The organism is Microbacterium sp. NPDC090003 (assembly GCF_044748385.1).
Lineage (GTDB): Bacteria > Actinomycetota > Actinomycetes > Actinomycetales > Microbacteriaceae > Microbacterium.
In genome coordinates, this window is sequence record NZ_JBIVFW010000002.1 from 277,086 (window position 1) to 301,348 (window position 24,263).

Annotated in this window: 26 protein-coding genes and 1 tRNA gene; 6 read left to right on the forward strand and 21 right to left on the reverse strand. The window is 69.6% G+C overall.

Annotated features, from left to right (window positions below; all coding sequences use genetic code 11):
• Positions 1-84: 84 nt before the first annotated feature.
• The 7 genes from ACIPVN_RS14260 to ACIPVN_RS14290 form a co-directional block, all read right to left on the reverse strand.
• A complete protein-coding gene (locus ACIPVN_RS14260) occupies positions 85-372 on the reverse strand; it encodes a WXG100 family type VII secretion target (protein ID WP_400444035.1) in 288 nt (95 codons plus the stop codon).
• A gap of 141 nt (positions 373-513) precedes the next feature.
• On the reverse strand, positions 514-2,202 hold the full coding sequence (locus ACIPVN_RS14265) for a sensor histidine kinase (protein WP_400444038.1): 1,689 nt from the start codon (positions 2,200-2,202) through the stop codon (positions 514-516).
• Between the two features lie 44 nt (positions 2,203-2,246).
• A complete protein-coding gene (locus ACIPVN_RS14270) occupies positions 2,247-2,939 on the reverse strand; it encodes a response regulator transcription factor (RefSeq protein ID WP_247624986.1) in 693 nt (230 codons plus the stop codon).
• Between the two features lie 169 nt (positions 2,940-3,108).
• Positions 3,109-4,062: a hypothetical protein gene (locus ACIPVN_RS14275; protein WP_400444042.1), complete on the reverse strand. Its 954-nt coding sequence runs from the start codon at positions 4,060-4,062 to the stop codon at positions 3,109-3,111.
• Positions 4,063-4,224: 162 nt separating this feature from the next.
• A complete protein-coding gene (locus tag ACIPVN_RS14280) occupies positions 4,225-5,868 on the reverse strand; it encodes a DNA repair helicase XPB (protein ID WP_400444045.1) in 1,644 nt (547 codons plus the stop codon).
• Between the two features lie 37 nt (positions 5,869-5,905).
• Positions 5,906-7,615 (reverse strand): helicase-associated domain-containing protein, encoded by a 1,710-nt coding sequence (locus tag ACIPVN_RS14285; protein WP_400444047.1) that lies wholly within the window; start codon positions 7,613-7,615, stop codon positions 5,906-5,908.
• 13 nt (positions 7,616-7,628) lie between these two features.
• Entirely contained in the window at positions 7,629-7,901 is a 273-nt protein-coding gene (locus ACIPVN_RS14290; protein ID WP_400444049.1) for a multidrug ABC transporter ATPase, read from the reverse strand.
• Between the two features lie 120 nt (positions 7,902-8,021).
• Here ACIPVN_RS14290 and ACIPVN_RS14295 point away from each other — a divergent pair, with 120 nt between their 5' ends.
• Positions 8,022-8,402 (forward strand): cold-shock protein, encoded by a 381-nt coding sequence (locus ACIPVN_RS14295; protein ID WP_247624982.1) that lies wholly within the window; start codon positions 8,022-8,024, stop codon positions 8,400-8,402.
• The gene (locus tag ACIPVN_RS14300; protein ID WP_400444052.1) at positions 8,386-8,964 is read left to right on the forward strand and encodes a DUF3027 domain-containing protein; all 579 of its coding nucleotides are present in this window, start codon (positions 8,386-8,388) and stop codon (positions 8,962-8,964) included. The genes ACIPVN_RS14295 and ACIPVN_RS14300 overlap by 17 nt, the downstream gene beginning before the upstream one ends.
• Before the next feature lie 51 nt (positions 8,965-9,015).
• On the opposite strand, the gene serC is transcribed toward ACIPVN_RS14300, so the two are convergent.
• Complete coding sequence (gene serC, locus ACIPVN_RS14305; protein WP_400444055.1) at positions 9,016-10,128, reverse strand: phosphoserine transaminase; 1,113 nt, start codon at positions 10,126-10,128, stop codon at positions 9,016-9,018.
• A 100-nt stretch (positions 10,129-10,228) separates the two neighbouring features.
• On the opposite strand from serC, the gene ACIPVN_RS14310 reads away from it, so the two are divergent.
• From ACIPVN_RS14310 to ACIPVN_RS14320, 3 genes are all read left to right on the forward strand, one after another.
• Positions 10,229-10,930: an iron dependent repressor, metal binding and dimerization domain protein gene (locus tag ACIPVN_RS14310; RefSeq protein ID WP_400444058.1), complete on the forward strand. Its 702-nt coding sequence runs from the start codon at positions 10,229-10,231 to the stop codon at positions 10,928-10,930.
• 266 nt (positions 10,931-11,196) lie between these two features.
• Positions 11,197-11,991: a M23 family metallopeptidase gene (locus ACIPVN_RS14315; RefSeq protein WP_400444061.1), complete on the forward strand. Its 795-nt coding sequence runs from the start codon at positions 11,197-11,199 to the stop codon at positions 11,989-11,991.
• 327 nt (positions 11,992-12,318) lie between these two features.
• Positions 12,319-12,816: an HNH endonuclease gene (locus ACIPVN_RS14320; RefSeq protein ID WP_247624977.1), complete on the forward strand. Its 498-nt coding sequence runs from the start codon at positions 12,319-12,321 to the stop codon at positions 12,814-12,816.
• 33 nt (positions 12,817-12,849) lie between these two features.
• Here the strand turns inward: ACIPVN_RS14320 and ACIPVN_RS14325 are convergent, their stop codons facing one another.
• The 10 genes from ACIPVN_RS14325 to idi all read right to left on the reverse strand — a co-directional run bounded on the left by ACIPVN_RS14325 (position 12,850) and on the right by idi (position 21,415).
• On the reverse strand, positions 12,850-13,362 hold the full coding sequence (locus ACIPVN_RS14325; RefSeq protein ID WP_400444064.1) for a hypothetical protein: 513 nt from the start codon (positions 13,360-13,362) through the stop codon (positions 12,850-12,852).
• Between the two features lie 36 nt (positions 13,363-13,398).
• Positions 13,399-13,472, reverse strand: a tRNA-Arg gene (locus tag ACIPVN_RS14330).
• Positions 13,473-13,526: 54 nt separating this feature from the next.
• Positions 13,527-15,713, reverse strand: coding sequence for an MMPL family transporter (locus tag ACIPVN_RS14335; RefSeq protein ID WP_400444065.1), 2,187 nt, complete (start codon positions 15,711-15,713; stop codon positions 13,527-13,529).
• A gap of 29 nt (positions 15,714-15,742) precedes the next feature.
• A complete protein-coding gene (locus ACIPVN_RS14340) occupies positions 15,743-16,633 on the reverse strand; it encodes a prenyltransferase (RefSeq protein WP_400444068.1) in 891 nt (296 codons plus the stop codon).
• Positions 16,630-16,974 carry a lycopene cyclase domain-containing protein gene (locus ACIPVN_RS14345; RefSeq protein ID WP_400444071.1) on the reverse strand — a complete coding sequence of 115 codons (345 nt, stop codon included), beginning with the start codon at positions 16,972-16,974 and terminating at the stop codon, positions 16,630-16,632. The genes ACIPVN_RS14340 and ACIPVN_RS14345 overlap by 4 nt, the downstream gene beginning before the upstream one ends.
• Entirely contained in the window at positions 16,971-17,318 is a 348-nt protein-coding gene (locus ACIPVN_RS14350) for a lycopene cyclase domain-containing protein (protein ID WP_400444074.1), read from the reverse strand. Before ACIPVN_RS14350 ends, ACIPVN_RS14345 begins: the two co-directional genes overlap by 4 nt.
• Positions 17,318-18,916, reverse strand: a complete 1,599-nt coding sequence (crtI, locus tag ACIPVN_RS14355) for a phytoene desaturase family protein (RefSeq protein WP_400444076.1) — start codon at positions 18,914-18,916, stop codon at positions 17,318-17,320. The genes ACIPVN_RS14350 and crtI overlap by 1 nt, the downstream gene beginning before the upstream one ends.
• Positions 18,913-19,815, reverse strand: coding sequence for a phytoene/squalene synthase family protein (locus ACIPVN_RS14360; RefSeq protein WP_400444079.1), 903 nt, complete (start codon positions 19,813-19,815; stop codon positions 18,913-18,915). Before ACIPVN_RS14360 ends, crtI begins: the two co-directional genes overlap by 4 nt.
• Positions 19,812-20,891, reverse strand: coding sequence for a polyprenyl synthetase family protein (locus ACIPVN_RS14365; RefSeq protein WP_400444081.1), 1,080 nt, complete (start codon positions 20,889-20,891; stop codon positions 19,812-19,814). Before ACIPVN_RS14365 ends, ACIPVN_RS14360 begins: the two co-directional genes overlap by 4 nt.
• A gap of 2 nt (positions 20,892-20,893) precedes the next feature.
• Positions 20,894-21,415 (reverse strand): isopentenyl-diphosphate Delta-isomerase, encoded by a 522-nt coding sequence (idi, locus tag ACIPVN_RS14370; RefSeq protein ID WP_400444084.1) that lies wholly within the window; start codon positions 21,413-21,415, stop codon positions 20,894-20,896.
• Positions 21,416-21,493: 78 nt separating this feature from the next.
• On the opposite strand from idi, the gene ACIPVN_RS14375 reads away from it, so the two are divergent.
• Complete coding sequence (locus ACIPVN_RS14375; RefSeq protein WP_400444087.1) at positions 21,494-22,123, forward strand: MarR family winged helix-turn-helix transcriptional regulator; 630 nt, start codon at positions 21,494-21,496, stop codon at positions 22,121-22,123.
• Between the two features lie 42 nt (positions 22,124-22,165).
• Here ACIPVN_RS14375 and ACIPVN_RS14380 read toward each other — a convergent pair whose 3' ends face one another.
• The 3 genes from ACIPVN_RS14380 to ACIPVN_RS14390 all read right to left on the reverse strand — a co-directional run bounded on the left by ACIPVN_RS14380 (position 22,166) and on the right by ACIPVN_RS14390 (position 24,144).
• A complete protein-coding gene (locus ACIPVN_RS14380; RefSeq protein WP_400444702.1) occupies positions 22,166-22,516 on the reverse strand; it encodes an Lsr2 family protein in 351 nt (116 codons plus the stop codon).
• Positions 22,517-22,621: 105 nt separating this feature from the next.
• Positions 22,622-23,479 (reverse strand): LuxR C-terminal-related transcriptional regulator, encoded by an 858-nt coding sequence (locus ACIPVN_RS14385; protein WP_400444090.1) that lies wholly within the window; start codon positions 23,477-23,479, stop codon positions 22,622-22,624.
• A 119-nt stretch (positions 23,480-23,598) separates the two neighbouring features.
• Entirely contained in the window at positions 23,599-24,144 is a 546-nt protein-coding gene (locus tag ACIPVN_RS14390) for a methylated-DNA--[protein]-cysteine S-methyltransferase (protein ID WP_400444093.1), read from the reverse strand.
• Between the last annotated feature and the right edge of the window lie 119 nt (positions 24,145-24,263).

Sequence of the window (24,263 nt, forward strand, 5' to 3'; positions counted from 1 at the left end):
GCGTTCTGCGTTCCTGGGGACGGCGGGGAGGAGCCACCGTCCGCAAGAGGTCGGTGGCGGCCGGTGGGCATCGGCCGCCGGACGTCAGCGGAACAGGCTCGCGGAGTACTGGTCGGCGTCGCTGTACTGCATCGCGGCCGAGCCGAGCGAGGTGCCGATCGAGTCGAGAACCTGCTCGACCTGCAGAGCTGCGGTGCGCCACTGCTCCGCGCATCCCTGGAACGCGGTCGCGGCGCTGCCCACCCATGACGACTGCAGCTGCGTGAGCTGGGCCATGAGGGTGGTCGATTCGGACTGCAGGCGCTCCATGGTGGCGCGGGCGGCGCTGTTCGCTGCCTGGACTGCTTCGGTGTCGACGGTGAAGATGGACATCTGGATTCTCCTTCGTGATGGGAGTTCCGAGACTAGGTCGGACATCCGCCCGTCCATTCACGCGATTCGCGCGCTCGACGGCGTTGCGGAAGAACCCGCTCGATCCCGCATCGGTGCAGGAGATGCGCGAGCGTGGCCGTGTCAGAGGTCGAGCGGCTCGAGCGGCTGCGTGTCCTCGAGGAGGTGGGCCGGTGTCGCGCGCGAGGGTGCGAGCGGAAGAACGACCGTGAAGGTGGCGCCGCCGCCCGGGGTCTCCGAGACGGTGACGCTGCCGTGCAGTGCCTTCATGATCGACGCGACGATCGCGAGGCCCAGGCCCGACCCGCCGGTCTCCCGTGCGCGCGACGTGTCCGCGCGCCAGAAACGCTCGAAGATCTGCTCGCGGATCTGCGGCGGGATGCCCTCCCCGTGGTCGACGATCGCGATGCTCGCCGTGCCCTGGAGACGGTTCGCGTCGACGACGATCTCGATCGGACCGTCCTCGGGGGAGAACCGGCGCGCGTTGCCGAGCAGGTTCGTGACGACCTGGCGCACCTTGTTCTCTTCGCCGAGCACGATCGGGGGAGTCCGGACCGGGGTGTCGGGGGTCTCCGAGAAGTCGATCGCGGGGATCTGCTCGGTCGGCGTGGGTGTCGAACGCGGCCGTCGTCGCAGACGCGAGAGGGCCGCGCGCGAGAGCCCGCGGGGCGGCGGCGGGGGCGCGGGCACCGAGGCGATGCTCACGCTCGCGGTGTCGCTCGTCTCGGCTGTGCGGTCGATGACCGTCACCGTGCGTCCCGGAGCTGCCGCGCGCAGGTCGAGGGCGGCGTCTCGCGCGACGGGGCGCAGATCGAGAGCGGCGATCTCCGGCTCGCGCTCCTCGTCGAGACGGGCGAGCGCGAGGAGATCCTCGACGAGCACGCCCATCCGGATCGCCTCTTTCTCGATGCGCTCCATGGCGCGGGCGGTGTCCTCGTCGCCCTGGATCGCGCCCATCCGATACAGCTCGGCGTAGCCGCGCACGCTCACCAGCGGCGTGCGCAGCTCGTGGCTCGCATCGCCGATGAACCGGCGCATGTGCCGAACGGTGCGCTCGCGCTGCGCGAGCGAGCGGTCGACGCGATCGAGCATGGTGTTGATCGCGGTGTTGAGTCGACCGACCTCGGTCGTCGGCTCCAGATCGGTGAGTCTCTGGCTGAAATCGCCCGCGGCGATCGACATCGCCGTCGCCTCGACCTGTCCCAGCCGGCGGAAGGTGAGGGTGACGAGTCCGCGGGTTGCGAGGGCGGCGATCAGGATCGTGATCAGCGCGATCGTGATGTAGATGCCGAAGTACTGCGAGATGATCCGGTCGGCCTCGTCGAGCGGCATCGCGACGAGCTGGATGCGCAGGGCGCCGCCGTCGGCGGGGATGATCGCGACGGCGCTGCGGTAGACGCTGCCGTCCTTTCCGAGCAGGTCGCGCACCTCGTCCTCGTTCACCGCGGCCTTCTGCGGGGAGTACGACGAGGGGAAGAGCGGGGCGGACTCCAGCGGCATCGCTCCGGACGACGCGAGCAGATCCCCGTCCGCGTTGTAGATCGCGACGGCGAAGTCGCGGGGGGTGTCGCGGGGCGTGAGCGTCTCGCCGTCGTCGGCGACCACGAAATAGCGATCGGCGAGGTTGCTCGACACCAGGGCGGGCAGCTGCGCGTCGATGTTCAGCACGAGCGCGTTGCGCAGCACCGGGACGGTGCCGACGCCGGCGACGAGCAAGCCGAGTGCGAGGATCGCGACCGTGACGCCCGTGACCTTGGCGCGCAGACTGATCCGACGCCACCATGCGGTGACCGCATCCGGCTTGTGCGCCATGCGGTCCTCCCGGTGCGGCGTGGTTCTGGTCGAGCGGGTGCGGGTCAGGCGGACTTGCCGACCTTGAGCATGTAGCCGAAGCCGCGCTTGGTCTGGATGAGGGATTCCTCGGTGTGCGGATCGATCTTGCGGCGCAGGTACGAGATGTAGCTCTCGACGATGCCCGCGTCGCCGTTGAAGTCGTACTCCCACACGTGGTCGAGGATCTGGGCCTTCGACAGCACGCGGTTCGGGTTGAGCATGAGGTAGCGCAGCAGCTTGAACTCGGTCGGGCTCAGCTCGATGGGCTCCTTGCCCACGTGCACGTCGTGCGTGTCCTGATCCATCGCGAGCTCTCCGGCGCGGATGATCGACTCCTCGTCGGCCTGCATGGTCCGGCGCAGGATCGCCTGGGCGCGTGCGACGATCTCGTCGAGGCTGAACGGCTTCGTCACGTAGTCGTCACCGCCCGCGTTCAGGCCCTCGATCTTGTCGTCGGTGCCGTCCTTCGCCGTGAGGAACAGGATCGGCGCGGTGAACCCGGCGCCGCGCAGCCGCTTGGTGACGCTGAAACCGTTCATGTCGGGCAGCATCACGTCGAGGATGATGAGGTCGGGCTCCTCCTCGAGCACGGCAGAGATGGTGGCGGCGCCGTTGGCGACCGTCTTCACCTGGAACCCCGCGAAGCTGAGGCCCGTGGAGAGCAGGTCACGGATGTTCGGCTCGTCGTCGACGACAAGGATGCGCGCAGCAGTCATGACCCCATTATGGTGACTCCGCCGATGCTCTGGCTGATTATCTGCCGGTGCGCCCCGTCCGCGGCATCCTTCCCGTCGCGAGAATGGCAGGTATCGGCGCTCAGACCAGCCGTCCGCGCGATCGGAGCGTCGTGTGCAGCCGCTCGTGCGACGGGACGCGCCGGCGGGGTCACCCGTGAAGCGCCGCGCGGACGCGATCCACCAGGATGCGGGGGCGGGCGAGTAGCGCGGCCGAGACCTCGATCACGTTCCAGCCCGCCGCCCGCAGCCGGGCGAGCCGTTCGATATCCGCAGCGTACGTCGCCGCATGATGTAGGCCGTGATACTCGATGCCCACCTTCTGCCGCGGGTAGGCGAGGTCCAGGCAGGCGATGAAGTCCCGTCGATCGTCGAACACGTCCAGGTTGAGTTCCGGCTCCGGCAGTCCCGCGTGCATCAGGAGGCAACGGACCTGAGATTCTCGCGGCGACCAGGAATCCTCGCGCACGAGCTCGATCGCTTCCCGAAGGCGCGGATTGCCTACCCTCCGCCCGGCGTTCAGCGCGGCTCGGAGTTCGTCTCGGGTGGCGAAAGGTGTGCGCCCGACGTGCCGACGACCGACGCCCTCGCGCCAGACTCGGCAGAAGTAGTCGCCGAGAGCGACCAGATCGTTGAGGGGCAGGTGCCCGAGACTGGCCCAGGTGCTCGCGGGCGAGGATGCGGCGACCCCATCGCGGCGGGCGATCTTCGTGGTCCGCGGACGCGCGCGGTGGCCGGAGACGTGCGGCTCCCGGGGGAGGGGGCCGTCACCGAAGATGCTCACGTGCACGGGGAAGCCGGGCCGCGCGCTGTCGTCGGTCAGGGGAAGCGGAGCACCCCAGATGGTTGCCGCCGTCTCATGACTGAAGAACTGTGTGTCGAGCATCCGCGGGAGCCAGGCGCGCGCCGCGGCCAGACGGGCGTCCGCCTGCCGAACGTAGGGATCGTGCGATGGGGGATCCATCGTCGGCCGCACGCGTACGCCGCGGAACGGGCGGTCGTACTGCGGATGCCGCAGCTGGCCGCGGCCCACACCGGCCGATGCCGCGTCCCGCGTGCTGAACGCACGCCCCAGTCGTGTCGGTATCGGTCGCGGTCTCTGCATCCCGAGACTCTGTCATCTCCCGACGCATCCCGGGACGGCTCTCCACAGGCGCTCCTTCCGTCGCACGAAGGGCTGCTGTGAGCGTTGAGAAGAGCCGCTCGCGCGACCGGAACGGACGGCGACGGCCGTTCGCGCGATGGGAAGGGCAGGAACGCGCGGGGGCTAGACCGAGGCGAGGTCGTGCGCGTCGAGGATCGTGTAGCTGTAGCCCTGCTCCGCGAGGAACCGCTGGCGGTTCTGCGCGTAGTCCTGGTCGATCGTGTCGCGGGCGATCAGGGTGTAGAAGCTGGCGGTGTGGCCCGACTGCTTCGGGCGCAGCAGACGGCCGAGGCGCTGGGCCTCCTCCTGGCGCGATCCGAACGATCCCGACACCTGGATGGCGACGGATGCCTCGGGCAGGTCGATCGAGAAGTTCGCGACCTTCGACACGACGAGCAGCTCGATCTCGCCCTCGCGGAATTGCCGGTACAGCTCCTCGCGCTCGTCCACCGGTGTGGCCCCGGTGATCTGCGGCGCATCGAGCGCTTGCGACAGCGTCTCGAGCTGGTCGAGGTACTGGCCGATCACGAGGATCCGCTCGCCCGGATGCTTCGCGATCAGTTCGCGCACGGCGTCGATCTTCGCCGGCGCCGACGCGGCGAGACGATAGCGCTCGTCGTCGGTGGCGGCCGCGTACTCGAGCCGGTCGTCCGGCGGCAGATCGACGCGCACCTCGTAGCAGGCGGCGGGGGAGATGAAGCCCTGCGCCTCGATCTGCTTCCACGGTGCGTCGAAGCGCTTGGGGCCGATCAGGCTGAAGACATCGCCCTCGCGGCCGTCCTCGCGCACGAGCGTAGCGGTCAGGCCGATGCGGCGGCGCGCCTGCAGGTCTGCCGTGAGCTTGAACACCGGCGCGGGGAGGAGGTGCACCTCGTCGTAGACGATCAGACCCCAGTCGAGCGCGTCGAGGAGCGCGAGGTGCGCGTATTCGCCCTTCCGCTTGGCCGTGAGGATCTGGTACGTCGCGATCGTGACCGGCTTGACCTCCTTGGACTGGCCGGAGTACTCGCCGATCTCCTCGGGGGTGAGGCTGGTGCGCTTGAGCAGTTCGTCGCGCCACTGGCGTGCCGACACCGTGTTGGTGACGAGGATGAGCGTGGTGGTTTTGGTGGCCGCCATGGCGCCGGCGCCGACGATCGTCTTCCCCGCGCCGCAGGGGAGCACCACGACCCCGGAGCCGTCCTTCGCGAACGCGTCGACGGCATCCTGCTGGTAGGGGCGGATCTTCCAGGAGCTCTCGGCGAGGTCGATCTCGTGCGGTGTGCCCGGCGTGTACCCGGCGAGGTCCTCGGCCGGCCAGCCGATCTTGAGGAGCTCCTGCTTGATCTGGCCGCGGGCCCAGGCGTCGACCACGAAGGTCTCGGGAGTCGGGTGGCCGATCAGCAGCGGTTGGATGCGCTTGTTGTGCGCGACCTGCGACAGCACGGCGGGGTCGGTGGAGCGCAGGATCAGCACGCCCTCGTCGTCGCGCTCGATCACGAGACGGCCGTAACGGTTCACCGTCTCCTTCAGATCCACGGCCACGGACGGCGGCACGGGGAAGCGCGACCAGCGGTCGAGGGTCTCGAGCATGTCGTCGGCGGTGTGCCCGGCGGCGCGTGCATTCCACAGTCCCAGGCGCGTGATGCGGTACGTGTGGATGTGCTCGGGGGCGCGCTCGAGCTCGGCGAAGATCGCCAGCTCGTGGCGCGCGCTCTCGGCATCCGCGTGGGCGACCTCGAGCAGCACGGTGCGATCGCTCTGGACGATCAGGGGGCCATCAGACATAGCAGACAATCCTACCCGCGCCCGGCTGTGCGGGCGCCTACGGGGCGACGATCGTCGCGCTGCGGATGCTCGACACCGGCAGGGTGCGCTCGACGTCGGCCGCTCGGTCGCGACCGCGCAGACGTCCGCCGCCGAGTCCGGTCGCTTCGAGGAGGAGGTCTCGGGTCGATCCGTCGGGCATGCCGACGGTCACGCGCAGCACGGCACGAGCGCGGACGGCGGCTTCGAGCTCGCGGTCGAGCCAGGCGGCATCCGCGTCGGGGCCCTGTCGGGAGCGCAGTCGGGCGATCAGCGGGGCGTAGTCGACGGCAGCGGGCGTCGGCGCGGAAGTCGTTCGCGGCGGATGCCGGTCGCCGAGGAGAGGCGCGCCGTCGGCGCCGATGAGTGTGGCCGGGTACCGCGCGTCGGTGAGCGCCCAGTAGACCGTGTCGCGGCCGACCTTGGTGGTGAGGGAGTCGACGTGAGCGGTCAGCCCGAGTGGGCGCAGGCTCTGGTCGACGGCCATCGCGTCGATGAGGTGCCGGTCGTCGCTCTCGATGCGTGTGCGTCCGGTTTCATCGTCGGCCGAGACGCGCACCAGCCCGTGACGCTGAGCGGTCTGGGCGATGAGGTAGGCGAGTGGCTGGGGGATGCCGGTCAGCGAGATGCCGCCGAGGAAGTCGAGGATGCCCTGTTCGCTCTCGCCGACGACGAAGGCGTGCGCGATCGACTCGGCGGTGAAGCGGTACGAGGATGCCTGCGCTGCGGATTCGCGGGCGGCGATCGTGCGCAGCCGTACGTCGAGCGCGGGCGCGAGGGGGCCGGGGGCGATCGCCGTGAGGTCGTTCTGGAGGAAGATGCGATCGACCTCGGCGGGAAGCAGAACGTTGAGCGCCGAGGTGTCCGCGGGGGATCCCTCGCGCAGCGGCGTCGCCCAGGCGGGCTCGCTGCCGTCTCCGGCGACGAGTCCGAGCAGTCCGGCCGTCTCCCGCAGCGCGCGGCTGCGGTCGGGCCAGGCAGGATCCCACGGGTGGGCGTCGATCCACGCGTCGGTGGCGATCCATCCGCCGCTCGGGGTGCGCACGCCGCGGGGGAGCGCGTCGCGGAACGACGTCGCGAGTCTCGTCCAGCGATCGGATGCCGAGGAGCGCAACCAGCCGTCGCCATCCGCGGTCACGCGCAGGCGACGCTCGGCCGCGGTGGCGAGCCGGGCATCGACGGCGATCGACACGAGGGCGTCGACCAGGTCGACCGCGATCCCCGCGTCGGCGAGCTGGCGCTTCTCCGCGGCGCTCACGGTGCCGCCCGCGAGGAGCGAGAACGGGGTGTCCCGGGTGATCATCAGCAGGTCGGCGAGGACGGCGACCGTGGTGAAGGCGCGTTCCGCGGCGTGCGCCGACGCCGCGGGGTCGGAGGGGCGGGGCACCGAGACGTCGAGCGGTGCGGGGGCGGGGCGGCCCTCGAGCGTCGTCGCGAGCTCCGGCCAGGTCGAGCCGTCGGGCGTCAGCAGTGCAAGGGAGTCGAGGGCCTCGCGCTGATCACCGGCATCGCCCGCGCCGTCTGCACGCAGCAGGGCCGCCGCCTCCTCCGAGGTCAGCCGGGGCAGCGCCTTGGCCAGTGACGACGGATCGAGCAGGGCCTCGGCGGCGTCGAAGAAGTCGTGCCACCCGGGATCGGCGCGCACACCGCGCGCGGCGAAGAGCCGCGTGAGGTCGTCGTCGCCCGCCGCAGCCAGGCGATCGGCCAGCGGTCGTGCGTGCGTGCTCATGACGAGGCCGCCCTCAGGGTCGCGATGCGCGACCCTTCCGGATGAAGCTCATGGTCAGCAGCGTGATGATCATCGCGAAGGCGAGGGGGAGTCCCCAATAGGGGATGAAGGCGATGATGGGCCAGATGCCGTCGCCGAACGCCTTCTGGTCCATGCCGAGCGCGGTCCCGATGATGATCGCGAAGAAGCAGATGACGGATGCCGCGGCGATGCCGAGCGCCGTGAAGGCCAGGATCCGATCCACTCGGCGGATCGGAACATCCGGCTGGGAGTTCTGCGTGCTCATCAGTCTCACCCTACCCGCACCGGGACCTTCGAGATCTCGCTGCCGGCGACCGGTAGGCTGGAGGGGGTCGCGCACGGGCGCGGCTGTCTTGTTCTGCACCGATTCAGCGAGGTTTCTCCCATGCCCACCGGCAAGGTCAGGTTCTACGACGAAGACAAGGGCTTCGGTTTCATCGCATCCGATGACGGCCAGGACGTCTTCCTGCATGCGTCGGCGATGCCCGCCGGCACCGCCGTCAAGGCGGGCGCCCGCGTCGAGTTCGGCGTCGCCGACGGCAAGCGCGGTCTGCAGGCGCTCTCGGTCCGCGTGCTCGAAGCGCCCGTGAGTCTCGCGAAAGCGAAGCGGAAGCCGGCCGACGACATGGCGATCATCGTCGAGGATCTCGTGAAGCTGCTCGACGGTATCGGCGGCGATCTGCGTCGCGGACGCTACCCGTCCTCCTCCCACGGCCGTAAGATCGCGGCCGTCCTGCGCAAGGTCGCTGATGACCTCGAAGCCTGACGCCGACGAGCGTCTCATCGGAGCTCACGATCTCGCGCTCGCCGCACTGCGCGAGATCACTCCCGCGAACACCATCGGTCCCGCCGCCGGCTTCCTCCCCGAGGAGGACGGTTCGGTCTCGCTGCGTTTCGAGAACCGTCTCGCCGGCTATCCCGGCTGGTACTGGATCGTGACGGTCGCACGGGTCGACGACGAGGACCCGACGGTGCTCGAGGTCGAGCTGCTGCCCGGCGACGGTGCGCTTCTCGCTCCCGAGTGGGTGCCGTGGGCCGAGCGCCTCGCCGATTACCGTGCGCATCAGGTCGAACTCGCCGAGCAGGCGGCGGCCGCCGGTGACGATTCCGCCGAAGCGGTCGACGACTCCGACGACGACGATCTCGACGATGACGATCTCGATGACGACGCGCCGGACATCCTGCACGCCGGGGATCTCGACGGTGTCGACATCGACGAACTCGACGATGCGGAGGACGAGGCGTCGGAAGAGGAGGACTCCGACGAGGAGTCGGATGACGATGCCGACGACGAGGGTTCCGACGAGGACTCCGACGACGAGGAGTGATCCTCTCCGGCATCCGGGGAGAGGCGCGGGCTCAGGGCCCGCGCCCGCACCTCAGGAGGCGGTGTTCGCGAGCACGAAGTCGAGCGCGCGGGTGAGCTGGCGCACGTCGTCCGGCTCGATGGACACGAAGGTCGCGACGCGCAGCTGATTGCGCCCGAGCTTGCGGTACGGCTCCGTGTCGACGATCCCGTTGGCGCGGAGCGTCTTCGCGATGGCCGCCGCGTCGATGCGGTCGTCGAAGTCGATCGTGACGACCACGGGGGAGCGGTACGCCGCTTCCGTGACGAACGGCGTCGCGATCTGCGACGCCTCCGCCCAGTCGTACAGCACGCCCGAGGACTCGGCGGTGCGGGCGGCGGCCCAGCTCAGACCCCCGTTGTCGAGGATCCACCGCAGCTGGCTGTCGAGCAGGTGCAGGGTCGTCAGCGCCGGGGTGTTGAGCGTCTGGTTCAGTCGCGAGTTGTCGAGCGCGTTCTTCAGGCTCAGGAACTCGGGGATGTACCGATCGGATGCCGCGATCCGTTCGATGCGCTCGATCGCCGCCGGCGAGGCGACGGCGAACCACAGCCCTCCGTCGGATCCGAGGTTCTTCTGCGGAGCGAAGTAGTAGAGGTCGGCCTGCGTGACGTCGAAGTCGATGCCGCCCGCGGCGCTGGTCGCGTCGATGACGGTCAACGCCCCCTCGGAGGCGACGCGCTCGACGGGCACGGCCACGCCGGTGGAGGTCTCGTTGTGCGGCCAGGCGTAGACATCGACGCCCTCGACGACCTGCGCGACCGTCGCCGATCCCGGTTCGGACTTGCGCACGTCGGGGGCGTCGAGCCAGGGAGCGCCCGCAGCGGCGGCGAACTTTCCGCCGAACTCGCCGAAGACGAGGTTCTGGCTGCGGCGCTCGATGAGGCCGAAGGCCGCCGCGTCCCAGAATGCCGTGGACCCGCCGTTGCCGATCAGGATCTCGTATCCCTCCGGCGCGCGGAACAGGGCGGCGAGCTGCTCGCGCACGCTGCCCACGAGGTTCTTCACGGGAGCCTGTCGGTGCGAGGTGCCGAGGATCGACGCTCCCGCGGTCACGAGAGCCTCGAGCTGCGCGGGGCGCACCTTCGAGGGTCCGCAGCCGAAACGGCCGTCGACGGGCAGGAGGTCACGCGGAATCTCGATCGCCATGCGTCGATTCTACGGGGCGCGCATGGCGTGTTTCACCGTGCGCGAGCCCGATGTCCGTGCGGGAATGTAGGCTTGCCTAAGAACCTCGGAGGGCCAGAACATGACGGATCTGATCGACACCACGGAGATGTACCTCCGCACCATCCTCGAACTCGAGGAGGAGAACATCGTTCCCCTGCGTGCCCGCATCTCCGAGCGCCTCGGCCACTCGGGTCCCACGGTCTCGCAGACCGTCGGTCGGATGGAGCGCGACGGCCTGGTGATCGTCTCCGAGGATCGCACGCTCGAGCTCACCGAAGCCGGGCGGCGCAAGGCCGTCGACGTGATGCGCAAGCATCGCCTCGCCGAGCGCCTCCTCTCCGATGTGATCGGACTCGACTGGGCGTTCGTGCACGAAGAGGCCTGCCGGTGGGAGCACGTCATGAGCGAGCAGGTCGAGCGTCGTCTCGTCGAGCTCCTCGGCCACCCGACCGAATCGCCGTACGGCAACCCGATCCCCGGTCTCGATCAGCTCGGCGACGTTCCGGCGCGCACCTTCGACGAGGGCGTCATCGGCCTCGTGCAGAAGCTGAACGCCGCGGGTGAGCCGATCGACGGCACCGTCCGTCGACTCGCCGAGCCCGCGCAGGTCGACCCCGAACTGCTCGAGCAGCTGCGCGACGCGGGCGTCATGCCCGGTGCGCGCGGCGACTTCCGCTTCAACGAGGGATACGTCCTGATCCAGATGGAGGGCAAGGACGACGGGCTCGAGCTTCCCGTCGAGCTGGCCTCGCACATCTTCCTCGTGGGGGAGCCCGCCTGAAAATGGCTCCTGAACTGGCTCTCCGAGGATTGTCAGGTTCACAGGGTGACATGATCGTTATCTTCCGGTAACCTCGGTCGAGTCGTCCGCGAAGCCCGCAGACGATGAACCGCGTCGGTTGCCTCCCAGGCTCGTCGTCGATGCGGTGAGAAACGCACGACGTACCCGAGATACACACGTGCCACGAGAGCAGAGTGCCGACGAGTCAGCGCTACCCGAGCGCGCAGGCGCTGGAGGATGTTTTGGTCGCAGACAACGAATTGCCCGTGAAGAAATCTGAAGACCGCGCTGTCGCTCGCCGAACCGGTGGGAAGAACGGCACCCGCTCCATCGCGAAGCCGATGCGCTCGGTCGCCATCTTCGGGGCAGTCGGTGCTCTCGTCGCCGCCGTCGCTCTGCCCGCTTACGCCGCCACCAAGCCGGCAGAGGCCGCCACCACCGTCCAGCAGCTCGCCGCCGTCGACGCGCAGTCGCTCGTCGTGGCATCCGAGGCCACCGCTGCTCCTCTCGATCGCGGTACCTTCACCGCGACGACGCCGGAGGAGATCGAGAAGAAGAAGGCCGAAGAAGCTGCCGCCGCACGCGCCGCCGAGGCGGCGAAGGCCGCCGCTGCCAGCACCAGCACGAGCTTCAACACCGCGGGCTACGCGCTCGTCGCCCCCGGGTCGGGCGAGGTCCGCTACCCGCTGCCCCTCGGCTCCTGGAACGTCAGCCGCACGGTCGGCGGCGGTCACAACGGCGCCGACATGCTCGCCCCCGCCGGCACCCCGATCTATGCGGCCGCTGCCGGCGTCGTCCGCGCCTCGGCCGAGAGCATCGGCGGATACGGCGTCTGCGTCATGCTCGACAGCGTGGTCGGCGGCCAGCGCGTGCAGACCACCTACGGCCACATGATCTACGGCTCGCGCCAGGTGCAGCAGGGGCAGACGGTCGAGGCCGGCCAGCTCATCGGTTACGTCGGCAGCACCGGTCGCTCGACCGCCAACCACCTCCACTTCGAGGTGTGGGTCAACGGCGGACTCGTCGAGCCCATCGGTTGGCTCGGCGCCAACGCCGGCTGACCTCTCCGAGCGGTCGGTGTGGGCGAACACGCCCGAACGTTCACCGGCCGTTTCGCCCCTGCACCGTCCGCAATGGGTTAGCCTGAACCCGTCGTCGAACCGACGGGAGAAGCCGATGGACAGGAAACCGAGTATCCGAACCATGGATGCCCTCGGCCGTCACGTCCTCCGGCATTGCCCGCAGGGACGCCGCGGTTCTTCCGCGCGCAGAAGGCGCTGTCTCTAGACAGCGCCTTCTTTCGTCTCTGCGATCATTCCTCCGCCGGCACGGCGCCGTGTGAGTCGAGAGTGCCGGGAAGCCGTCCCGGCGGATCGAGAGGATGACGAATGCGCACACTTGTCCTGAACGCGGGCTACGAGCCCCTGGCGATCGTGTCGTTCAAGCGAGCCCTCGTGCTCGTGATGAACGACAAGGCCTCGGTGATCGAACGCATCGAGGGGGACCCCGTCTGGGGGAGCCGCGGTGCCTACGACCGCCCGGCGGTGATCATCCTCTCGCGCTACGTGCGCGTGCCGAACAGTCGACGGGTGCCGGTCACCCGTCGCGGCGTGCTGCGCCGCGACAACCATCGCTGCGGCTACTGCGGCAAGGCGGCGTCGACGATCGACCACGTGATGCCGCGTTCGCGAGGCGGAGCAGACTCGTGGGAGAACCTCGTCGCCTGCTGCCTCCGGTGCAACAACGTCAAGAGCAATCGCACCCCGCAGGAGATGCGCTGGGAGCTGCGGTTCGTGCCCCGCCCTCCGCACGGCACCGCATGGACCGTGCGCGGTACTGAGCGCAGCGACCCGCGGTGGGAGCCGTACCTCGCCCTCGCGGCCTGACCGCGCGAGTCGGCGCGGCTCAGGGCACGACGATCAGAGGAAGTAGTCGAGCGCGAGCTTCGCGAGGATGCCGATCGAGCCGAGGACGATCCCGACGACGGCCATCGTCGTATGGGCGCCGCTCGTGGGGAGTCCCTGCCGACGGGCGGTCGACTGCGTGCGGAGGGTGAACACGCCCATTCCGATGCCGATGAATCCGGCGATCCAGGGGAGGACGATGATCGAGACCGCTCCGGCGATGACCGAGATGATGCTGCTGGTCTGCGGTGACGTCTGCCGGCGACCCGCGGGCGCGGGGGCCTGACCGGGATGACCGGAGGGTGCGACCTGCTGCGCGGGCTGGACGGGCTGCGGCGGCGTCGAGTACTCCGGTGCCGCCGGTGGCGCGTACTGCGGCGCGGGTGGCGGCTGGTAACTGAACGGGCTCGCGGTCGGCGCCGGGGGGACGGGCGGGACCGACGCGACGGGCGGGACCGACGCGGCCGGCGGGACGGGCGCGCCCGGTGCGGGCGGCGGCACGTACGGGTTCTGCGTCGGATCGGTCATCGTCGTGTCCCACTCGTCGTCGGATGATCATGATCGTGCCCTCGACAGGATTCGAACCTGCGACCTGCCCTTTAGGAGAGGGCTGCTCTATCCTGCTGAGCTACGGGGGCCTTGTCTCCAGTCTAGCGACCGGACACGCTGGGCCCCCGAGGCTCGGCAGGGAGTCAGCCCAGCCCCCGGCGCCAGAGCTTCGACGGCCACCAGATCTTCTTGCCGATGTCGTAGGCGAGCGCGGGCACGAGCAGCGACCGCACGATGAACGTGTCGAGCAGCACTCCGAACGCCACGATGAACGCGAGCTGCACGAGGAACAGGATCGGGATGACCGAGAGCGCGGCGAAGGTCGCGGCCAGCACGAGGCCGGCCGAGGTGATGACGCCTCCCGTGATCGACAGGCCGCGCAGCACACCCTCGCGCGTGCCGTGCGCCAGCGACTCCTCGCGCACGCGCGTCATCAGGAAGATGTTGTAGTCGATCCCGAGGGCGACGAGGAAGACGAAGCCGTAGAGCGGCACGGCGGGATCTGCTCCGGGGAAGTCGAAGATGCCGTCGAAGACCAGCGCCGAGACGCCCATCGCGGTGCCGAACGACAGCACCGTGGTGAGGATCAGGAGCACCGGCGCGAGGATCGAACGCAGCAGCAGCATCAGGATCAGCATGATGACGACGAGGATCACGGGGATGATCAGATTGCGATCGTGGATCGAGGCGTCGTTCGTGTCGATCGCGGTCGCCGTCACCCCGCCGACCAGGGCATCGACGTCGTCCAGCTCGGCCCGGAGGGAGCGAACGGTCTCGGCCGCGGCATCCGAATCGGCGGCGTCGGTGAGCGTCGCCTGCAGCAGCACCTCGCCGCCGATCACGGTCGGGTCGGGTGCAGGGGTTCCGGGAGGGCCGACCGCGACGATGCCGTCGGTCGTCACGCTCGCGGTTCCGCTGGGGGAATCGGATGCCGTGACCGCGACGCTGTCGACGCCGTCGTTCGCGAGCAGTACGTCCGCGGCATCCTGCAGCGAATCCTCGGCGACGATCACGTAGGCCGGGCTGCCCGAGCCGCCCGGGAAGTGCTCACCGAGCGCCGACTGGCCATCGCGCGCCTCGGACGCGCCCAGGACGAGGTCGGACTGCGGCACACCCACCGCGTTCAGCTGGGTGATGCCCGCGGCGCCGACGATCAGCACCAGCGTCGTGACGATCCAGATCACACGCGGGCGACGGGTGATGCCCCCCGCCAGGCGCGCCCAGAGGCCCGTGGTGCGCATGCCGTGTCCCTCGGCGAGGACCTCCGGCTCGAAGCGCGGTCGACGCGGCCAGAACACCGCGCGGCCGAAGAGGAGCAGCAGAGCAGGCAGCAGGCTGAGCGCCGCGAGCATCGCGAAGACGATGCCGATCGCCGCGACCGGGCCGAGGGTGCTGTTCGACTTGAGATCGCTCAGCAGCAGGCACAGCAGGCCCGCGATCACCGTGCCACCGGAGGCGACGATCGGCTCGAACGACCCCTTCCACGCGGCCATGACCGCCGTGCCCTTGTCCTCTGCGATGCGCAGTTCTTCGCGGAAGCGCGCGACGAACAGCAGCGCGTAGTCGGTCGCGGCGCCGATCACGAGGATGAAGAGGATCCCCTGGGTCTGACCGCTCAGCAGCAGGACCTCGAACTTCGCGAGCCACCACACGACGAGCAGCGCGACGCAGAGCGCGAAGAGGCTGGTGGACAGCACCACGAGAGGCAGCAGCAACGATCGGTAGACGAGCACGAGGATCACCAGGACGGCGAGCAGCGCGACGCCCAGGAGGAGTCCGTCGATGCCCGCGAAGCCGGCCGCGAGATCGGCGGTGAATCCGGCGGGACCCGTGATGTAGACGCTGACGCCGTCGGGGGCGGAGGCGCGCAACTCGGCGCCGAGCTCAGCTGTGACGTCCTTCAACTCGGCGTCCCCACTGATCGGGATGAACGCCTGCACGGCGTATCCGTCGTCGGAGACGATCGCGGGCGAGACGTCGTCGGCGATGCCCTCGAGTGAGGGCGTGTCGGCGATGGCGTCCGTGATCGCGGAGATCTCGGCATCCGTCAGCGTCGTCTCGGAGGTGAAGACCGCGATCGCGGGGATCTCGTCGCTGTCGCGGAACTCGCCCAGCAGCTCCTGCACCTGGGTGGCGTCCGCCGACTCGGGGAGATAGGTGGTCTGGTCGTTGGAGGAGACCTCGTCGACCTTGCCGAAGAGCGGCCCGCCGAGCGACGCGCCCACGAGCCAGACCAGGATCAGCGCGACCGGCAGGAACACGCGCACCCAGGAATGGCGCCGAGCGCGTTCGCGGACGCTCGGTGTCGTGGCGCGGTCTGATCGGGGCATGGGTGAGGGCCTTTCGGGTACTGCGGGGGTCAGGAGACCCAGGCGAGGATGAGGATCATCGTCGCCAGGAAGCCGGCGAAGTAGTTCAGGAAGATGAAGCGACGCCAGGCTCGGTTGGTCGCGCCGGAGTCTTCATCGCTCACGCGCCACCAGGGCGCGGCGTTGACCAGATAGGGGAGGGCGAGCAGGGCACCGAGGGGTCCCGGCCAGGCCGTCAGCAGCATCAGGATGCCGGCGAGCGCCCACAGCCCCAGCGAGAGCCGCACGGTGGCGGCTGCGCCGATCACCGTCGCCACCGATCCGATGCCGGCTTCGCGATCGGGACCGACGTCCTGCACCGCGCCGAACGCGTGCGCCGCCATCCCCCAGAGGAAGAAGGCCACGAGCACGAGCACCGTGTCGCGCGTGACCCCCGAGCCCGCGAGGGCGAGTCCGACGATCGCCGGAGTCACGAAGTGCAGGCTCGAGGTCACCGAGTCGAGGAACGCGCGCTCCTTGAAGCGCAGGCGCGGCGCCGAGTACGCGATCACCGCGAACACGCTGACCGCGAGCCACGCAGTCGACGCGGCGTTGCCCGCCGCCACGAGGTAGACGAGGAACGGGACGTTCGACACCGCGGCGGCCCACAGCGTCGGGCGGTGCATCCGCGGGGCGAGGAGCGCGCCCTCGATGCCGCCCTTGCGCGGGTTCGCCAGGTCGGAGGCGTAGTCGAACACGTCGTTGATCCCGTACATGGCGAGGTTGTAGGGGATCAGGAAGTACACGAATCCGATCACGAGTGTGAGATCGAGCTCGCGAGTGGTGAGCAGATACGCGGCGGCGAACGGGAACGCGGTGTTGATCCAGCTGATGGGGCGCGACGAGAGCAGGATCTGCCCGAGGTCGCGGGCCGGCGACGGGCGCGCGGCGGGGGCGGTCATGCGCGGGTCCTGTCAGCGGAGAGGGCGTCGCCCGGAGCGGTGCGCCGCGAGCGGAGGGCGGCCCACAGCGCCGGCAGCAGCAGGGCGCCGGCGAGCGGGTACGCGAAGTCCTCGATCGGGGCGAGCCCGATGTGCACGCCGAGCAGCTGCGGCCCGGCATAGTGGAAGAGCTCGCTCGCGATCATGATCGTGTCGAACACCGCCGTCAAGGTGAGCATCACGAGCACGGTCAGGGCGACGGCACCGGCGTGCGGACCTCGACCGCGGGCGAGGAGCGTCAGAGCGATCGCGATCACCACGGCGGCGCCCAGGAACCATCCGGCGAGCTGCAGGTAGGTCATCGGGCCTGCTCCTTCCGCGCGGGGAGACGGCGACCGAGGGGGAGCACCCGCACCGCCCCGGTGTAGGCGATCATGGTGCAGATCACCAGGAACGTGAGGAAGACGGGCTCCTCGAGCGGCATCTCGGGAGCGAGCACGATACCCGTCGCGATCGCCCCCTCGCCCCGATAGAAGATGCCGGTGACGATGCCGAACACGTCCCAGATCAGGAAGAACGCCAGACCTGCGGTCGTGACGACGGTCGCCGCGATCGCATCGCGCCAGAAGAAGAGTCGGAAGCGCCGATCGAGCAGCAGCATGCAGCCCGTCGAGATCAGCAGGGCGGCCAGGTACACGAATCCCATCAGCGCGCCGTCGATCCGTGGGGAGTGCGCGCGGGCTCCGGAAGCGGGCCGGCGGAGTGATCGCCGCGGATGCGCTTGAGCACGATCTCCGCGCTGATCAGGCACATCGGCACACCGACGCCCGGGGCCGTGGTCGCCCCCGCGTAGTAGAGGCCGCGTACGCGCTTGGAGGCGTTCTGCGCGCGGAACATCGCGCTCTGCGACAGGATGTGCGCCGGCCCCAGCATCCCCCCGCTCCACGAGTGGTAGTCGTCGAGGAAATCGGCCGGGCCCTTGGTCTCGCGCACCACGATCCGTTCGCGGAGGTCGGGGATGCCCGCCCACGTCGAGACGAGGTCGATCGCGGCATCGGCCGCCCGCTCGATCGTCGCAGATCCGGTGCCGTCGGAGCCGCCGTGGCCGAGGTCGGGGTCGGCGGGGATCGGCACGAGGATGAAGAGGTTCTCGTGCCCGGCCGGCGCCACGGCGTCGTCGGTCGCGCTGGGGCGGCAGACGTAGGTCGAGGCGGGTGAGGGGATGCGCTGCTCGGATCCGAAGATCGCGTCGAAGTTCGCGTCCCAGTCGTCTGTGAAGAACAGCGAGTGGTGGGGGAGCTCGGGGAGCGCACCACGCACGCCGAGCATGACGAGCACCGCTCCGGGGCCACTCGTGCGCCGCGTCCACCAGGACTCGGGATAGCTGCGCTGCTCGGCGGGCAGGAGCGCGGTCTCGGTGTGGTGCAGATCGGCACCGGAGACCACGATGTCGGCGTCTTCGACGTGGCGTTCGCCCGCGGCATCCGTCCATTCCACGCCGGTCGCGCGCGTCGCCCGACCGCGGCCGGTGGTGCGGATGCCGGAGACCTCCGCCTCCGTCACGATGCGCGCGCCCGCTTCGCGTGCCAGCGACTCGATGCGCAGGGCGACGCCCCAGAAACCGCCCTGCGGATAGCTGACCCCCTCGTCGAGGTCGAGCGCGCTCATGAGGTGGTACATCGCGGGAGCGCTCCGCGGATCGGTGCCGAGGAAGACCGCAGGATAGCCGAGGATCTGCCGGAGCAGCGGATCGCGGAATCGCCGGCCCGCGAAGGCCTGCAGGCGCGTGCCCAGGAGGGAGAACAGCCGCGGCGCCGCGCGCAACACTTCGCCGGTCGTCAGCGTCGTCAGCCGGGTGAACGGGTTGTAGAGGAAGTACTTCTCGGCCATCGAGGTCGCGTGGTGGGCCGAGTCGAGGTAGTCGGAGAGCGCCCTCGCCGCACCCGGCTCGCGCGACTCGAACAGTCGGGAGACGGCTTCGCGTCCCGCCGGCACCGTGACCTCCGAGATCTCCGCATCGCCGTGGGGCTGCCGGAACACGCGGTATCCGGGGTCGAGCGGAACGAGGTCGAGCTGCTCGGCGGCCGAGGTGCCCATCATCGCGAACCAGTGGTCGAACACCCCCGGCATCAAGTACCAGGAGGGACCGGTGTCGAAGCGGAAGCCGTCGCGCTCGATGCTGCCCGCGCGCCCGCCGACCTGGGCGTTCTTCTCGAGCACGAGCACCTCGTGGCCGTCGCGCGCGAGCAGACCCGCCGTCGCGAGACCCGCGACGCCGGCGCCGATCACCACCACCCGGCTCATCGGGGCTCCACCGCGGTGACGAGCACGGAGCGTGCGGCGAGCAATCCCTTGATCGGGTCGGGTACGCGCACGCGACGCCGGTAGAGATCGTCGACGGGGGTCTTCGCGACGCGTCGGGTGAGTGCGGCGAACAGGGCGAGCGCGCTGCGCACGGCGGCGCGCGCATCCTTCGGCAGGAGCGGGATCGAGGCGCGGGCGTCGTCGAGTTGGGTCTCGACGGTCGCGACCCAGGCGTCGCGATCCGCGTCGGTGAGGCGCTCGGCCGTGCCGAGATAGCTGCGACGCAGCCGGTCGGTGTCGTCGGCGAGGTCGCGCAGGAAGTTCACGTTCTGGAATGCGGCGCCGAGCTGACGTGCGCCGTGCTCGAGAGTCTCGAGCTGCGCGGGCGTACGCTCGGCGTCCCGCAGGAACACGCGCAGGCACATCAGGCCGACCACCTCCGCGGATCCGAAGACGTAACGCGCGTGGGCATCGGCGTCGAACGCGGCCGCGGCGTCAGCCGTCGGGATGTCGGCGCGCATCGAGTCGAAGAACGGCTGCGTGAGGTCCTCTCCGATGCCGCACGCGCGCGCGGTCTGCGCGAAGGCGTGGAGGATGAGGTCGCTGCTGTACCCGGTGCGCAGAGACCGGTGCGTCTCGGCGATGTACGACGTCAGGGCGTCGGCCTGCGCTCCCGCGTCGAGTCCGGCCTCAGCGGCCACGCCGTCGACGATCTCGTCGGCGATCCGCACCATGGCGTAGATGTTGCGGATGTGCTGGCGGTGACGGGGCCCGAGCAGTTTGGTCGCCATGCCGAAAGACGTGGAATAGGCGCGGATCACGCCGGCGGTGGCGATCTCGGCGGTCCTGTTGAAGCGGCGCAGCGATTCATCGCCCCCGGTGGTGGGCGACGCGGTCACGATGCCCGCCCCTCGATGCGCGCGATCAGGCCGCGGATGCTGTCGATGACGTCGCCCGAGACGATGTGCGCGGACTCGATATCGACCGCGACCGCGGATGCCGCGGCGAGTTCATCGGTGACGAGGCCCTGAACGAAGCGCTCGGCGCCGCAGTCGCGCAGATGCTCGCGGATGCGCACGGCCTCGCGCTCGTCGAGCATCGTGGAGCCGAAGTGCTGACGGATGTGGGGCCACGCGGTCGTCATCCGTGCATAGGCGATGATGGCCGTCTCCTTGCCCTCGCGCAGGTCGGAGAAGGCATCCTTGCCGTGCACCTCGTGATCGCCGAACACGCAGAGCAGGTCGTCCTGCAGTTGGAAGGCGAGTCCGAGATGGCGGCCGATCGCCGCGAGATCTCCTTCGAGCTCGGCCGAGGCTCCGGCGAGGATCGCCGCCGCGCGCAGGGGGAGCGAGAACGAGTAGGTCGCGGTCTTGTAGGTGCTCATCTCGAGGATCGTGCGGAGGTCGGGTTCGATGATCCCGTCGCCCAGGCCGACGTCGATGTGCTCCCCGGCGACGGTCTCGACGATGGTGTGCTCGATCAGGTCGAGCAGGCGCAGACGTGCGGCGGTCGAGACGCGGGCGCGTGCGAAGCCGAGAACCGACGTCGCCAGCAGCAGGTCGCCCATCAGGATGGCGCTCGAGCGCGCCCAGTGCAGTTCGGAATCCTCGCGCGCCCGGCCCGTCGATGCCGCGAGGGTGCCGATGAGGTTCGGCTGCCGCCGACGCACGAGGTCGCCGTCGATCACATCGTCGTGCAGGAGGAAGGCGTAGTGGAGCAGCTCGACCTCCGCGGCGATCTCGACGGCTGCCGTCTGGTCGACTCCCGAGCCGGATGCCGCCAGGGCCCGGTGCGCGTCGAGGAGCAGGCGAGGACGGATCATCTTGCCGCCCATCGCGTGCGCGGCGGCGGAGCGCCAGAGCGCGGCGAACGGTTCACCGTAATTCTCGGCGGCGGAGCTGCGCTCGGCGAAGCGTTGCCGGAGGGCCTCTTCGACGCGGGTGCCGAGCTCGTCCTGAGTCGCGACGGAAGCCATGGTCAGAGTGCTCCGCTCTCTCGGAGCAGCGGGAGCTGCTCGACCAGCCAGGGGCTGAACGCGAAGGGGGCTCCGGCCACCGCGGCGGCGATGTCGGCGGCATCCGCCCACGCCCATTCCGCCACCTCGTCCGGCCGCGGGGAGAGGTCGCCGTCGAGTCGGGCGACGTAGACGGGGCACACCTCGTTCTCGACGATGCCGCTCGCGTCGACGGCGCGATATCGGTAGTCGGGGAGCGCGGGCCGCAGGTCGACGACGGTCGCTTCGAGTTCTTCGTGCGCTCGGCGGTGAACGGCATCCGCGATCTCTTCGCCGGGGCGGGGGTGCCCGCAGAAGCTGTTCGTCCAGACGCCGGGCCAGGTCTTCTTGGCGAGCGAACGGCGGGTGAGGAGGACCTGCCCTCGCTCGTTCACGAGGTGGCAGGAGAACGCCAGATGGAGCGGGGTGTCGGTGGTGTGGACGTCGCTCTTCGGCAGGGAACCGATCGCGGTTCCCTGCTCGTCGACAAGGGTCACGTCGTCCATGGCGTCCTCTGAGGTCTTTTTGCTAGCTTGGCGAGTATTTAACTTAGCATGAAATAGATCGTTGTGTAACATGATCGCATGGACACTGCACCCGGCACTACCCCGAAGGCGGGGTCGCCGGTCGACGACTCGCGATCGGATGCCGCGGTCGACGGGCTCAGCCATGCCGCGATCTACGACGTCGAGGCAAGCGACCCGCGCAGTGCGCTCGTCGATCGCTCGGGGGTCGCGCCGGAGGATCTGCAGCAGATCGCGCTCGTGATGGGAGCGCTCGGCGAGTTGCGAGAGGCCGAGCAGAAGCTCTCCCGCGCCTCGCGCCGCTATATGCAGCTCAACGAGACCGACATGCGCGCCCTGCACTACCTCATCGTCTGCGCCAACCGGAACACGATCGCGACCCCGGGGGGTATCGCGCAGCACCTGGCGATCTCGACCGCATCGACCACCAAGCTCCTCGACCGCCTCGAGAAGGGCGGCCACATCGTGCGCTCGCCGCATCCGTCCGACCGGAGAGCGCTCGCGATCACGATCACCGAGGAGACCCGCCACGCGGCGATGCAGACGGTCGGGCGTCAGCAGGCGAAGCGGTTCTACGCCGCGGCCAGGCTCACGCGCGAGGAGCGTGCGGTCGTCATCCGCTTCCTGGAGGACATGACGCAGGAGATCGCCCTGCCCGACGAGGCATGGGTGACCGACCGCGACGAATGAAGGCTCCCCCGGAGGAGAGCCTTCATCAGTCGTCGTATGCGATCAATGCGCTTTGTTATATGCCTCGATGACGGGTGCGGGAATTCGTCCGCGCTCCGAGAGCGAATATCCGTTGTCATTCGCCCAGGCGCGGATCGCCGCGACCTCCGGGTTGCGCGCGGGGCGCTTGCGTGCGGAGCCCGACGAGCTGCGCGGGGAGCTCGCGGAACCGGCACGGCGCCCGGCGGAGATGTAGGGCTCGAGCGCCGCTCGGAGCTCTTCGGCGTGGGCCGAGTTCAGATCGATCTCCCATGCCGTGCCATTGAGGGAGAAATGCACGGTCTCCCCTTCGCCGATCTCCAGGACGCTGCCGTCGATATCGTCGACCAGCTGATGCACAATTCGTCTCGCCATAGAGTGAACATTACTCGCCGCGGCGAATTGCGGCAATCAATTCCACGGCGATTCCCGTTGCATACACGAGTGAATGCAAATGGTATTCCGATGTGATTTACGCGATCACGGGAGGAGCCCCGCGCGCCGGGCGCGGGCGACGGCCGAATGCCGGGTCGATGCGTCGAGCTTCGACATGGCGGTGCCGAGGTACGCCTTGACCGTCCCCTCACGGAGGCCGAGCTGCGTCGCGATCTCGGCATTCGTCGCCCCGAGTGCGGCACAGGACAGGACGTCGGTCTCGCGCGGGGAGAGGCGGACCACGGGGGACGGGCCGGTCGCGGTCGTCGTGTGCTCACCCGAGAGGGCGAGCAGGCGCCCCTCGACGCGCGCGAGCCGGGCGCGCAGCTCGTCGTCGTCGATCGATGCGGCGATGCTGCGGAGATCGGCGAAGGTCTCGCGCAACTGCTCGCGCTGATCGGCCTGCAGCGTGGCGGATGCCGGGGCGTCGGCGCGAAGCCGACGTTCGACTTCTTCGCGGATGCGTAACTCGTCGGCGACCGACTGTGCGACCTGCATGGCCGGGGCGGTGGTGATCCCGCCGATCTGCTCGTCGTCCCAGGCGCCCGCGTAGAGCACGCCACGGGATCGTCCCCCCACGACGATCGGGACCGCCAGGAGTGTGCGCAGCCCCTCGCCGAGCACGAAGACGTCGTAGTCGTGCGTGATCTGCTGCGAGGATCCGTAGTCGCTGGTCATGCGCGGACGGAGCTCCATCATCGCTCGTCCTCCGAGTCCGCGCTCGGGTCGAACGCGCAGGCCGTCGAGACTGCGGGTGCGGTTTCCGACGATCGTCGTCACGTGCACGACGCCGTCATCGAGGAGTCCGCCGAAGGCGACCGGGAACCGGGTACGGCGGGCGAGTTCCCGCACGGCACGGGCGACGAGCTCTGTGTCGGATTCGGCACCGATCGGAGTGCTCATGGCCACCTGCCTTCCGCGTGACGGCGCCGTTCCCGCCACGCGGTGAGATTACCACCGACGCCCCTCCGGCGCGGGTCCCGGCGGCCTACTCGACGGGACCCGCGTCGGTCCTGTGGGCCCTAAGCGCTGGGCGCTCGGTGTTGGGTGTTCGGCGTGCGCGATTCGAGGTCGAGGAGGAACCGCTTGCGCTCGGGGTGCGCCCCGTAGTGACCCGGAGAGCCGTCGGAGCGGATGACGCGGTGCACGGGCACGATGATCGAGAACGGGGTGACGCGACAGGCCGATCCCACGGCGCGGGCCGCGCCCGGGTGGCCGGCGAGGACGGCGACCTCTCCGTAGCTCAGGGTCTCGCCCCACTCGATCGTTCCGATCGCCTCGAGGGCCCGCCGATGGAAGCCGTCGACGAGGCGCCAGTCGAGAGAGAGGTGCTCGTCGAACCGGATCGGTGCGCCGTCGAAGTACCGGTCGAGAAGGCCGGCGAGCTCATCGGCCGCACCCGGGTCGGGCTCGGGCACCGCACGCAACTCCCGGGTGACGTTCTCGAGGAGCCAGGGGACCGACGGATCCTCCGACTCGGACAGGTCGAAGCGCACGATGCCCTCGTCGGAGAACACCGCGAGCGCATCGCCGAACGGCGTGGGGGCGAAGTCGTAGCGGAAGCTCATGCGTCCATCCTGACGTGCGGCGCCCGTCTGCCGGGAGGTGCGCACCGCGGACGGGGGGAGAGGCGCTCTCGACGGGCCGCGGTGCAGAAGGAGTCAACCGCGGCATCCTCGACCGGAAT